Origin of the sequence: Streptomyces sp. NPDC047043 (assembly GCF_040644055.1) — a bacterium.
Classification (GTDB): domain Bacteria; phylum Actinomycetota; class Actinomycetes; order Streptomycetales; family Streptomycetaceae; genus Streptomyces.
The window spans coordinates 427,293-439,970 of the sequence record NZ_JBEYVO010000001.1; the positions used below are offsets into that span (position 1 = coordinate 427,293).

Here is a 12,678-nt window from a genome sequence, read left to right on the forward strand (position 1 = left end):
GCGGCATCAGTGGAAGTCGCGGCGGTCGAGGGCTCGTCGGAGATTGCCGAGGGCGAGTTCGGCCAGTTCTCTCCGGCCGACGTCCAGGAAGAGTTCGGCGGCCCGGCGGCTGGCGGTCGCACCGTCTTCGAGTTGGCCCAGGTCGGTGAGCATGGCACCGAGCATCAGCTGGGCCATGCCTTCGTCGGTGCGTGCGCCGAGCCTCTGACAGATGGCGATGGTCCGTCGCACGGGCGGTATCGCCTCCGAGTACCGGCCGGCTTCCAGGAGCGCCGCGCCGAGTCTGCCCAGTGCCTGATGCTCGTGCTCCGGGTCCCGCTGCTCGGCGAAGACCTCGGCGGCCTGCCGGTATGCGGCGAGGGACTCCTCCAGCCGGTGTGCGTCCTTGTAGGCGGTGCCGAGGTTGAGCGAGACGATGCCCGTGTGAAGGAGCATGCCGGCTCTGGCGTAGCAGACGGCGGCTCGCTCCAAGGGGATGATCGGTGCGTCGATCACGTTGTCGTTGAGGAGCGCGGCGCCGAGTTCGAAGCGGGCGCGGGCTTCGTCGGCGGGGGCGCCCGTCTCCTCAAAGATCCTGGCGGCCTGGTCGAGAACAGCCACGTACTCGTCGGTGGCGCCGGTCACTGCCAGCGCTCTGCCAAGTCGGATGAGGGCTTTGCCCTTTCCCGCGCGGTCGCCGGCCTTGGTGTAGGCGGTGACGGCGCGGTGTGCTTCCGGGACGATCTCGGTGAACCGGTCGAGGCGTTCCAGTGCGTCGCAGAGGTTGAGCAGGGTCAAACCCTCTGTTGCGTGCTTGCCATGGGCGTTGAGGATGCCGGCACAGCGCCGGTTGGCAGCCACGGCTTCGTCGTGGCGTTCTGCGCGCGACAGCGCTTCCCCCAGGCCGTGCAGGGCGCGGGCTTCGTCGTCCGCACGCCCGGTCTCGCGGAAGTGGCCGACCGCGCGTTCGTAGGCGTCGATTGCCTTGGCGTGCTCTCGCTTCATCGCGAATCCAAGGCCCAGGTGGATCAGTGCCTCGCCCTCCCCTTCCGCGTCCGCGCACTCGGCGAAGACCGTCAGCGCCCGTTCGGCGAAGGAGACGGCTTGATCCCAGCGCTGTGCCTCGAGCAAGGCGGCACAGGCCAAGTCCATGGTCAGCGCTTCACCGTGGCGGTCCCCATGTCGGCGGAAGGCCGCGGCAGCCTCCGCGGCCGCGGGCTCGACGGCCCCCTGGGATCGTCCGAGGCCGTGCAGGGCGGCGGCGAGGCGGTCCATCGCGGCGTCGTGGCCGTGCTGGTCGCCCAGAGCCTGGAACTGTGCGGCGGCATGACCGGCCGCGGCTGATGCCTCGCCGAGGCGGCCCAGCTCGACGAGCGCGGCCGCCACGCCGAACAGCGACTTGGCCTCGGCATGCCGGTCGCCCGACCTGCGGCAGATCTCCACGGCCCGCTGGTAGGCGTCGGCCGACTCGTGGTGCCGGTACTGCTGGAACAACGACGTGCCCAGGCGATAGAGGGCCGAGTGTTCTTCGCCCGGAGAACCGATCTCGCGCCACTTCAGGGCGGCCTGTTCATAGGCGGTCCCGGACCGTTCGTGGAGGCCCAGGTCGTCCAGGATCTTGCCGAGGTTGAACAGCGCGGCGGCCTCGTGCCGCATGTGCCGGGGGTCGTCCAGTTCACCGAAGATCGCGACCGCCTCTTCGCACGGCCTAAGAGCCTCATCGGACAGCCCCGCATCGATGCGCGCCGATGCCAGGTACCCGAGCGCCTTGGCCTCACCTGCTCGATCGGCGGCCGCGCGGTAGCGGTTGACGAGCTGTTCGGCCAGGACGGCGGCTTCCTCGTGGCGGGCCGCCGCGATCAGGGTGGCACATTGAGTCAGCAGTGCTTCGTTCGCCCGGCTCGTGTTGCCGATCGCGTCGAAGCCCTCAGCGGCCTGCCCCAGTGCTTCTGCGGCTTCGGTGAACCGTTGCGCACTCACGAGTGCGTCGGCGAGCCGCCGTAGCGTGTCGGCCTGTCCCCAGGGATGCCCGCTCTCCTCGTATTCGCCCCTGCCCTTGTCGCGGTAGGCGGTGGCGGCCCGCTGGAGCGAGGTGATGGCCTCCTCGACCTGGCCGGCTTCCAGGAGAGCCGTTCCCATCTGGAACAACGGGTTGCCCTCGGCGCCGTCGCCGAGGTCGCCGAGCATGGCGTTGGCCTGCTCGGCGGCTGCGAGTGCCTCGGGGTAGCGCTCGGCGAGTTGCAGCAGGCTGCTGAGGTTGACCAGTCCCGCGGCCTCGAGATTGCGGTTGCCCGTCTCGCGGAAGAGGGCGATGGCGCGATGGGTGTGCTCGGTGGCTTCCGCGAGGTCGTCGGAGCTCAGCAGCATGCTGAGGTTGATCAGCGCCGCGGCTTCGTCCTCGGCGCGGCCTTCCCGGCGGTAGATCTCGGCGGCCCGTCGCGCGGCGTCGATGGCATGCGGCCGGGTCATGCCCGTACTGAGATTCAGCAGCAGGCGGGCTTCGTTCAGGTGGTCCCCGGCATCGGCGTACATCCCGGCCAGGCGGTGCATCCGGCGCATGTGGTCGTGGTCGAAGACTGAGGGTCCTGGTCCTCGTTCGAATACGGCGACCGCGTCGGCCAACGCCGTCAGGGCGTCGTCTCCGCGTCCGAGGCGGTCCAGCCGGTCTCCGAGTGCGTCCAGTGCCGCGACCAGGCTGCCGCGGTGGAGTTCCGGCTCGTCCTCGGCCGCCTGCCGGGCGATGCCCAGTGCCTCTTCGGCCTGTTCGAGAGCCTCTTCGCCGCGGTCCAGTTCGGCCGTCATCGTGCTGAGGTTGAGCAGGACACGAACCAGGTCGGGGCGGTAGGTGGCCGGGTTCGCCGAAGCCAGCCGACGGTAGAGCTCGGCGGCTTCCTGCGTCACCGCCAGCGCTTGGGCGTCATGTCCCAGTCCCAGCAGAGCTCGGCCCAGGCCCGTCAGCGTTCCTGCGAGCAGCGGAAGGTATTCGGCCTCGCTGACCTCGACCAGGTGTCGGCCGGCTTCGACGGCCTCGCGCACCATCGCCTCGGTCTCCTCCCAAGAACCTTGCTCCCCAAGGAGGTTGCTGAGGTTGTTGAGGTCGGCGACGAGGTCGGGGAGGTGCTGGGCGGGGTCGGCGGTGACGAGTTCACGCCGGATGGTCACGCCCTCTCGGATGGCCGTGACGGCCTGGTCGGTCATTCCTTCCTCGGCGAGTCGGCTGCCCAGGTTCCGCAGCGACAGGGCCAGCGAGGAACGTTCGCGCCGGTCGTCCCGCGCCAGTTGTCGGTGCAGGGCGACCGACCGCCGTGCCTGGGTGAGAGCTTCGCGCGAGCGGCCGTTGTGAGACAGCGCGGAGGCGAGGTTGTTGAGGGCCATCGCCAGGTGGGGCCGGTATCGGGGGTCGTCGTCGGCCAGTTGCTGGTTGATGCGAGCGGCGTGTTGGTCGGCCTCCAGCGCCTGCGCCCAGCGGCCCGCGTTGCTGCGGCGTCTGCCCAGGGTGCCGTACAGCCAGGCACGCTGGGCCGGGTCGCAGGTACTGGTGAGGCGGTGGGCGGTGAGCCGTTCGAGGACGTCCAGGGTCCCCACGTCCAGATTGACGTGTGAACCCTCGGGCAGCAGCGGCTCGATGACCTCCAGGACCGCCAGCAGTTCGGGGGCGAGCCGGTCCGCGGCGAGGCCGATGCCGGCGATGGCGCTCAGGGTCGGGCTCCCGGCCTCGAGGGCGGCCTGCGGCCGACCGGTCAGCAGGGGGTAGAGCACGGTGCTGCCGACGTGCGGCCACCGGTCGGTGGCCGAGGCCAGGAAGGTGAGCGCGCGGGGTGCGCACGCGGCGGTGCTCGGCCTCGACAGCAGTGTTTCGGCGACGTCCACGGTCCAGGGGTCGGGGCTGTAGGCGCTGACGGCGTGACCGGGCACCATCAGCGCGAGAAAGTCCTCGGCGAGCCGGTCGGGCAGCATCGGCTGCAGCCCGGTCCCCGGATCGGCGCTCGGGTAGCAGGTCGCGTGGTCGGTCAGGAGCCTGGGGGCGGATGCCTGCGGCATGATCGTGCCGATGATGTCGGTGGCCGTGGCCGTGACGGCGGGACCGGCAAGGACGGCGGCGAACACCGCCCTCGCCATGGCCCGGTCGGACGTCCGGTGATCCAGGCCGCGGTCGGCGTTCTCGTACAGCTGACGCCAGTTCTCCTGCTCGCGGTCCAGCAGATACGTGGTGAGGCCGACCATGTCGGTGGGCAGGCTGCGTCCGGAAACCGCCGCGTCGACCGCGACCAGGGCAGCCATGTGAACCGCCAGCGTCAGCCCGAACTCGGGGGCGTCCAGCGGCTGGGGCGGCTCGGGCGGGACGGACGGTGCCTGCGCGTAGTGGCGGGTGAAGCTGTCGCGCGCAACGGCGAACATGTCGGCGCGTGCGGGGCCGTCGCCGGGCAGTGGTGCGAGGAGCTGGTCGGAGGTGTCGATGTTCTCCCGGAGCCGGTCGAGCCTGTCGCGCAGCGCCGGCCAGCCGCCCACGGAGCGGCCGACGAGCAGGACCCGCACGGGTGCCTCCCGGCGCAGCAGCGTGTTGTGGAACAGCCAGCTGAGGTCCGTCAGCGGCCACCGGTCGGCGTAGTCGACCAGCAGCAGCAGGCCCGTCTTCCCGCGCAGGTCGAGGTTCTGGCTGCCTTCTGCGGGCGGATGGGTGTCGGTGCCGTGCGCCGCGTCCACCACCAGCCAACCCGCACGCTCCGAGTCACGAGCGAGTCGCGCGGCCAGTCGTGTCTTGCCCTGGCCGCCCTCGCCGTACAAGTACCGCACCGCCAAGCGCGGTTCGGCGTCGCGCCATACGAGCAGTTCGGTGTGTTCGGCCCCGCGGCCGGTGAAGTCGACGATCTCGGCGCGCGCATCCAGCATCCGGCTGGGCTGCGCACGCATCCACTCCGAGTCCAGGACGGGCATGGCATGGCGGGCGAACAGCAAGTACACCGGTGTTCCGTCACCGAAGACGTGGATGTCCGCGCCGATGCATCCGTAGGCAAAGCCGTTGGCCGCCCGCACCACTTGCCGCTCACTCATGAGGGCCCCTGCCGCGCCTCGCGGTTACTCGGACGGCTCGGGTTCATCGGATGCCGGCTTCCGACATACGGCCCCCTCATCTCACGGCCGCGAGCCGATCCCGCCGCCAGGACGGACATGCTCCCAGCGCATCAAGGGACAGGACTGGACGTTCGCACCGGATTCACATTGTCTGCACCGCTCACACGGTCCGGATCGACGCGGCCGGCGTCGGCGTCGTCGTTCCTCGCCGGAGGAGGTGGTTGCGTGGGTCCCGTCCCGAAAGAGCGCTGGACCCGTAGGACGAGCCGCTCCAGCGGTTCGCCCACGAGCAGGTGGTTGCGTGGGTCCCGTCCCGAAAGAGCGCTGGACCCGTAGGACGAGCCGCTCCAGCGGTTCGCCCACGAGCTGGGCGAATTGCACCGGGCCGCGGGTAGTCCGTCGTACTGGACCATGGCGGCGGACTCCGGGTCTCCGCGACGACGCTGCCGCGGGCCGCGAGCGGGGAGCAGTTGCCGTCGCTCGACGTGGTCCGGCTATGCGGGCCTGCGGCGGTTACCCTGCCCTTCCGTGATCTGGCCCGCTTCGAACCCGATGACCGGCACCTGTTCTTCGGCCGCGATCAAGCGGTGGCGCAGTCGGAGCGGCTGGAGTACGACCGCCGGCTACGGTGCTGATCGGGGCGACCGGCCGGGGCAAGTCCTCGCTGCTGCGCACGGGCATGGTTCCCGTCTGCGCGAGCGCATCGCCGGCGGCGCACGCCCCGGCGGTGCTGCGGATCCCGCCGCCCGGGCCCCGGCCCGCCGTCACCTACGGCCTCCTTGGCCTGGCGGACGAACTGCGCGAGGCGGTGGACCGGCCGACATCCGCGCCCGGGTACCTGGTCGAGCGCGGGTCGGCCGCCCAGCTGATCGAGGGGGTGCTGTCCGAGCCCGGCGGGCTGCCGATGCACCCTCACCCCCTGCCCAAAACCTGGCAGCGACGCCGAAGCGCACGCCGTACGCGAGCAGCGCCCATGCCCCGCTCCGCCGCTACGACGACGCTGCCCCGAGCCGGAGACCAATGGCAGACATACGGACCGGACACGGCGTACCGGAGAGTGTGCGGCTGATCCGCCCCCGCAATGGCGAAAGCGGCGGCAGTTCATCCCCGGGGCATTTCCTGCCTGTCATGAGGCGCTGCGGCATCGGCTGCTGACATCCCGGCAAAGTGGACAAAGCTTTGCTCGGTGAAAACGTGGGCCGGGAAAACGCCGCTGTAGCGTGCGACGTGATGAACCAGCGGCGTCAGAGTTCAGGGCACGGGCACACCGTCGGACTGCTCGGGCGGGGCGCGGAGTGCACTCGTCTCGACGAGATGATCATCGGGGTGCGAGCCGGTGAGAGCCGCGTGCTCGTGGTTCGGGGCCCTCCCGGGGTCGGGAAGTCGGCGCTCCTGGAGTACGCCGAGGACGCGGTGACGGGCGGGCGGGTGCTGCGCGCGAGCGGGGTCGAGTCCGAGATGGAGCTGGCGTTCGCCACGCTGCACCAGCTCTGTTCCCCCTTGCTGGTGGGGCTGAGAAGTCTTCCGGTGCCGCAGCGCGCCGCGCTCGAGACGGTGTTCGGGATGCGCGAGGGAGCCCCGCCCGATCGTTTCCTGGTCGGGCTGGCGGTGCTGAGTCTGCTGTCGGGCGCCTCGGAGGAGCGTCCGCTGCTGTGCGTGGTCGACGACGCACAGTGGCTGGACCGGGCCTCGGCGCAGGTACTGGGCTTCGTGGCCCGCCGGCTGCTGGCGGAGCCGATCGGCTTCCTCTTCGGCACCCGCCGGCCGGAAGCGGAACTGGGCGGACTGCCGGAACTGGAGGTCACCGGGCTCACCGACGCCGATGCACACGCCCTGCTGAACTCGGCCACGCACGCCCGTCTCGACCAGCCCATCCGTGATCGGATCGTCGCGGAGACCAAGGGCAACCCCCTCGCCCTGCTCGAGCTGCCCCGCGGACTGAGCATGACCCGGATGGCCGGCGGGCTCGGCCTGCTCAATGCCGACACGCTGCCCGGGCACGTGGAGCAGAGCTTCCTGAGCCGGATCCAGGAGCTGCCCGAGCAGACCCGGCTGCTGCTGCTGATCGCCGCCGCCGAGCCGGTCGGCGATCCGGACTTGATGCACCGCGCCGCCGAACGGCTCGGCGTCACGCTCGCGACGGCCCTGGCGGGCGGCACGGACGGACTGCTGACGATCGACGAGCGGGTGACCTTCCGGCATCCGCTGGTGCGCTCGGCCGTGTACCGGGCGGCGGAAGCCAAGGATCGCCGGGCGGTGCATCTGGCGCTGGCGGAGGTCACCGACCCGCAGGTCGACCCGGACCGCCGGGCCTGGCACCTCGCGTCCGCCGCGGCCGGACCCGACGAGGCGGTCGCCGCCGAACTCGAGCAGTCCGCCGGACGGGCCCAGGCCCGGGGCGGCCTCGCCGCGGCGGCGGCGTTCCTCCAGCGTTCGGTCGCCATGAGCGAAGACCCGGCGCGGCGCGCGGACCGCGCACTCGCGGCTGCGGGCGCCGGCCTGCAGGCGGGCGACTTCCAGGCCGCGCACCGCTGCCTGGACACCGCCGAGCGTGACGCCCGGGACGAATGGGGGCGTACTCGCACCCAGCTCGTCCGCGGCCAGCTGGCGTTCGCGTCGGGCATGGCCGGCGACGCGCCCCCTCTGCTGCTCGACGCGGCGCAGCGGCTGGAGGCGTTCGACATGGACCTTGCCCGGGAGACATACCTCACGGCATGGGGTGCGGCGGTCTTCGCCGCGGACGCGGACAGCCAACTCAGGATTTCCCGGGCCATCGCCTCGCTTCCCCGGCCACAGGGCGAACCGCGATTGATCGACCAGTTGCTCAGCGGATACGGGCTACTGGTTGCCGGTGACCGGGCGGCGGCCGTCTCGGTCCTGCAAGAGGCTGTCCCGGCCCTTGCGCGCATGGCATCGCAGGACTTTCTGCGGTGGGGTTGGATCGTCGTGGGCCTTGGGACCTCCCTCTGGGACGAGGGCATCATCCGGTCGATGTTCGCCAGGGGTGTTCGGTTGACTCGCGACACAGGTGCCCTGGCGGACCTGACCGTGTACCTCACCTCGCTGGCCGGGAGCACGGCGTGGGCCGGCGACTTCGCCGGGGCGGCCGCGCTGGTCGCCGAGGCCGAGTTGTTCGCCGCGGCGACGGGCAGTCCCATGGCGCCGACCGGCGCACTTCGCCTGGAATCACTTCGGGGCCGGGAGGAGGAGGCCTCTGCGCTCATCGGCGCCGTGATCGAGCAGACACGCGCGGGTGGCCAGAGTCTCGGTCTCGGTGTCGCGCAGTGGTCGGCAGCGGTGCTCTACAACGGCCTGGCCAAGTACGAGCAGGCGGCCCTGGCCGGTCGGGCGGCCTCGGAGATCCACGAACCCTGGATCTCCACCTACGCTCTGGCCGAACTCGTCGAGGCGGCGGTCCGGATCAGCGACGAGGACCTCGCGCGCGGAGCACTGGAACGGATGGTGGACGCCATGGAGGCGTGCACCACGGACTGGGCGTTGGGGACGTCGGCCCGCACCCGGGCGCTGCTGAGTGACGCGGCCCATGCGGATGAGCTGTTCCGCGAGGCGGTCGAGCGGCTGGGCCGGACACAGCTGCGTCCCGAACTCGGGCGCGCTCACCTGCTGTACGGCGAGTGGCTGCGCCGGGAGCGCCGACGCGGCGAAGCTCGGCAGCACCTGCGTACGGCGTACGAGATGTTCACGTCGATCGGCATGGAGGCGTTCGCCGAACGGGCCCGCCGTGAGCTTCTCGCCACGGGTGAGACCGTCCGCAAGCGCACCGTCGAGGCGTCGTCGAGTGCCGAACTGACGCCCCAGGAAAGGCAGATCGCGCTGCTCGTGCGGGACGGGCTCTCCAACCCGGAGGTCGGGGCCCGGCTCTTCCTGAGCCCGCGCACGGTCGAGTGGCACCTGCGGAAGATCTTCACCAAGCTGTCGATCACCTCCCGCCGGCAGCTGCGGGAGGTGATGCCCCGCGGCGAGTACGAGTCCACGCCGGGCAAGGAGCTCACGGGATGAGCCGCTGACCGCCGTCGCACCGGTTCAGGCCGAAGGCTTCGTGGCCGTGGCTCGCCGCCCGCTCGCCGGATCGCTCGGGTGTGGCGTCAGCGGCACCGTCTCCACGGTGAGCCAGGCGGCCAGCGGGAGGGATCGCAGGATCTCCCCCAGTTGTCCGGCGCCGGCCGCCTGCCAGAGGCCGAGGTTGCGGCCCCGGCCCGGCAGTGCCCACAGGCGGATCAGAGGGCCCTCGTCAGCCAGCTCGCCAGCGCGGGCGGCCTCGCGGGCGATCATCTCCTCGACGGTGTCCGGGCTCGCCGTGTCCGGTATGTCGACGGTGAAGGTGACCAGATACTCCTCGCCGCCGGCCGCGAGCGGCACCGTGTCGCGGCCGGGGTCGTTGGCGTGCGGGCCCAGGGCCGTGACCTCGTCCGTCCGCCAGACACGCAAGGGCATCGAGGCGAGCGTCCCTTCCAGGTCGTCGGGGTCGTCCGCGGAGAACAGCCCGATCGTGCGCCACTCGCCCGGCCCCAGCGGGGGACGCCACAAGCGCAACACGCGCCCCTGGGCGGCCAGGTCACGCGTATGCGCGGCCTCACGCGCCCGGATGTCCACCACGTCCTGCGTCGGCGTTCCGTGCGGCACCCTGGTTGTCATCGTGACGAGGTATTCCATGTCCGGCCTCCTCTGCCGTCGGCTCGTCCAGGATCGCGCCGCCGACGGGCCCATCGCGCCCGTGAGAATCCCTGGCACCCGGCGCCCGGTGACATGCCCTGGCACGACCCGCCGGCTCGCCAGGGAGCAGGCCAGGGACTCCCACGGGTACGACGCCGACACGCCGAGCGCAGGCTGTTTTCGGAAGACCTGACGCGTCGGCACAACCGATCGACGCTGCCGGGCCCACGCGCGCTACGGGTGGTGGTGTGATGAAACGCCCCGACAACTCGGCTCCGGTGGTGTGCCGGATACTTGTCCGCTTCGTTCTGGCCGATGAGTCCGCCCATCCCGTACCAGTCGACCTGACCTACGACCCCTCGGACCCGTACGCCGTGTCCATGGCCTTCCACGTGGGTGCCGAGCTGGTCGTCCAGTGGGTGTTCGCCCGGGATCTCCTCCTTGACGGGCAGCACCGGCTCGCGGGTGCGGGAGACGTCCAGGTGTGGCCCTCGATGCACTCCACCGTCAACGAGGTCTGCGTCGGACTGCGTCCCTGCGGCGAGGGGGAGCCGGTCGTCCTCGCCGCGTCGGCACACGCCCTCGACGCGTTCCTGCGCCAGACCCTCGACGAGGTGCCGGCCGGGACCGAGAGCGAGCACATGCGTCTCGACGATCTCGCCGACCACCTGCTCGACAGGCCCGACGAACCGCATCGCTAGTCCAACGCCGTTGCCCGCGAGGGGAGTTGTCCGATGGCCACAGCCCTACCGAACTCGGACCCTACCGGCCCGGATGCATCGGAACCCCGTGTCGGTTCCTCCATCGAGGACGCCGCGATCGACCAACTCGCGCTGACACTGCTGCGCGCAGCAACCCTGACCGGCGAGCGTCCGGAGGATCTGGTGGCCAGGATGTCGGATGCCGGCCTGGCCGCCCTGTACCTGAGCTGCGCCCGCAAGATCTGCGATGGGCTCAGCTGCCCTTCGCCGACGACTTCAGGAAAGCCCGGATCCGCTGCGCGGCCTCGTCGGCGCAGGTGTCCATGACGAAGTGACCGCCTCGAGCGGATGGACCTCGGCATCGGACACCCCGCCCGCCGCGGTGACCGGCCACCCGCACCACCGGACGGGCCAGCCCCACGCGGCGCCCACGTGCGCCTCTTCGGCGGGATCAGCGACTGCCCGCTCTCGTCCGCGTAGCAGATGCGGGCGCCCAGGCGGTGCGCGGTACTTTTACCGACGGCGACACCTCGGCCTTCCACGCCTCGATCGCCGCCTCGTCCCGCTCCAGCGCCTGACGGACCGGACCCGGCAGCTCCAGCCGTGCCGCCGCCGCAGTCCCTGGACCGTGTAGCCGACCTGGAGCAGCCGCCCGATCAGCAACTTCACGCGCTCGAGCGTCCCCTGGTCCTCGTCGTCGAAGCCGTGTGCCAGCGGGCCCCGCTTCAACTCCCGCTCCAGCCTCTACCACTGCGCGGGCGCCAACCGTTCGACCCGCATCGGCCCCGCCGGCGTCAACGCCGCCACACCGCAGCCTCGCCGCCATCCGGGCGGGTCAACCGACGGGCGAACGCTCAACCGGCGGACAGGCTCACCAGCAGGGCCACGTTCAACGCCACCACGGTCGCACTGATGACCCACGCCCCGCATGTCGTCGCCCGTCGGTTGACCCAGCGGCCCATCACGTCGGCGTCGCGGGTGAGCAGGACCAGCGGGACCAGCGCGAACGGGATGCCGAAGGAGAGGATGATCTGGCTGAACACCAGGCTCTCCGTTGGACCGGCGCCGGCGGCGAGCACCACGATCGCGGGTGTCATCGTGAGTAGTCTGCGCAGCAGGACGGGGATCCGGCGGCCGAGGAAACCGCCCATCACCACCTCGCCCGCGTACATGCCGACGCTGGTTCCCGCGAGGCCCGAGACGAGCAGGGCGAGCGCAAAGGCGAGGGCCGCGACCGGGCCGACGAACCGCCCGTAGGCGTCGTGCGCCGCGCCGAGTGAGTCGGCGGCCTCGGGTGCGCCGGGGTGGAACAGGGTCGCCGCCGACACCAGCAGTGCGACATTCACGGCACCCGCGAGCCCCATCGCGACCAGTACGTCGGTGCGTACGTGGCGCAGCAGGCGTCTGCGCAGCGGTCGATCGGGGTCGTCGGACGGACCGCCGGCTCCGGGGGCGAGGGAGAGGCTGTAGCGGTCGCTGGTCAGCGCCGAGTGCAGGTAGATCACGTGTGGCATGACGGTGGCGCCGACGATCCCCCCGGCCAGCACCACGCTCTCGGCCCCCGACAACCGCGGCGTCAGTCCGTCGGCGGCGGTGGCCAACGGAGCGCCGGCTCCCAGCACTTGTCCGAGGAACAGCCCCAGCAGACAGGCCAGGCCCGCCGCCATGAGCACCTCGAACCGGCGCCGACCACGCCCCCGCATCGGCATCAGCACCAGCGACACCGCCCCGACCACCACGCCGCCCACCCACAAGGGAAGCCCGAAGAGCAACTGCAGGGCGATGGCCCCACCGACCACCTCCGCAAGGTCGGTCATCACGACGACCGCCTCCGCCTGCGCCCACAGTCCCCACACCACCGGCCTTCGATACCGCTCACGGCACAGCTCCGGCAGACTCATCCCGGTGGCGACGCCGAGCTTGGCGGAAAGGTACTGCAGCAGCATCGCCACGACGTTCGCCGCGAGCAGCACCCACAACAGCAGCGGCCCGAAGGTCGCGCCGGCCTGCACGTTGGTGGCGAAGTTGCCTGGATCGACATAAGCGATCGCAGCGACGAACGCCGGCCCGAGCAGGCTGTACGACAGCCCCGAACGCAACCGGGGCCGCCGCTCACCCGGAGTGCGGCCAGTGAGGGCCCTATCGCTGGTCGGATGATCGAGCTCCCCGGACCGAGCCGGGGTGGATTCGGTAGCCATGACGCCGCTGCGCTCCTAATCACCGGGAGGGGAGGCGCCCCATAAGGGGCGCG

Annotated in this window: 6 protein-coding genes; 3 read left to right on the forward strand and 3 right to left on the reverse strand. The window is 71.2% G+C overall.

The genetic code is table 11. The features are described 5' to 3' along the window. Nucleotides 1–6 precede the first annotated feature (6 nt). Entirely contained in the window at nucleotides 7–5,031 is a 5,025-nt protein-coding gene (locus ABZ880_RS02070) for a tetratricopeptide repeat protein (RefSeq protein WP_361255283.1), read from the reverse strand. A 649-nt stretch (nucleotides 5,032–5,680) separates the two neighbouring features. On the opposite strand from ABZ880_RS02070, the gene ABZ880_RS02075 reads away from it, so the two are divergent. Both ABZ880_RS02075 and ABZ880_RS02080 read left to right on the forward strand, forming a co-directional pair. After that, entirely contained in the window at nucleotides 5,681–6,121 is a 441-nt protein-coding gene (locus ABZ880_RS02075; protein WP_361255285.1) for a hypothetical protein, read from the forward strand. A 161-nt stretch (nucleotides 6,122–6,282) separates the two neighbouring features. After that, nucleotides 6,283–9,072 carry an AAA family ATPase gene (locus ABZ880_RS02080; RefSeq protein WP_361255288.1) on the forward strand — a complete coding sequence of 930 codons (2,790 nt, stop codon included), beginning with the start codon at nucleotides 6,283–6,285 and terminating at the stop codon, nucleotides 9,070–9,072. Nucleotides 9,073–9,096: 24 nt separating this feature from the next. Here the strand turns inward: ABZ880_RS02080 and ABZ880_RS02085 are convergent, their stop codons facing one another. Next, a complete protein-coding gene (locus tag ABZ880_RS02085; protein WP_361255291.1) occupies nucleotides 9,097–9,726 on the reverse strand; it encodes a muconolactone Delta-isomerase family protein in 630 nt (209 codons plus the stop codon). Nucleotides 9,727–9,977: 251 nt separating this feature from the next. Between ABZ880_RS02085 and ABZ880_RS02090 the strand changes: the two genes are divergently transcribed. Beyond that, nucleotides 9,978–10,427 carry an SsgA family sporulation/cell division regulator gene (locus ABZ880_RS02090; protein ID WP_361255293.1) on the forward strand — a complete coding sequence of 150 codons (450 nt, stop codon included), beginning with the start codon at nucleotides 9,978–9,980 and terminating at the stop codon, nucleotides 10,425–10,427. 854 nt (nucleotides 10,428–11,281) lie between these two features. Here ABZ880_RS02090 and ABZ880_RS02095 read toward each other — a convergent pair. Continuing rightward, nucleotides 11,282–12,625: an Nramp family divalent metal transporter gene (locus ABZ880_RS02095; RefSeq protein ID WP_361255296.1), complete on the reverse strand. Its 1,344-nt coding sequence runs from the start codon at nucleotides 12,623–12,625 to the stop codon at nucleotides 11,282–11,284. Nucleotides 12,626–12,678 lie beyond the last annotated feature (53 nt).

Bases quoted from the DNA above. Each gene is read 5' to 3' on its own strand.
- ABZ880_RS02070 (WP_361255283.1), bottom strand. From the start codon at position 5,031: ATGAGTGAGCGGCAAGTGGTGCGGGCGGCCAACGGCTTTGCCTACGGA.
- ABZ880_RS02080 (WP_361255288.1), top strand. From the start codon at position 6,283: ATGAACCAGCGGCGTCAGAGTTCAGGGCACGGGCACACCGTCGGACTG.
- ABZ880_RS02085 (WP_361255291.1), bottom strand. From the start codon at position 9,726: ATGGAATACCTCGTCACGATGACAACCAGGGTGCCGCACGGAACGCCG.
- ABZ880_RS02090 (WP_361255293.1), top strand. From the start codon at position 9,978: ATGAAACGCCCCGACAACTCGGCTCCGGTGGTGTGCCGGATACTTGTC.
- ABZ880_RS02095 (WP_361255296.1), bottom strand. From the start codon at position 12,625: ATGGCTACCGAATCCACCCCGGCTCGGTCCGGGGAGCTCGATCATCCG.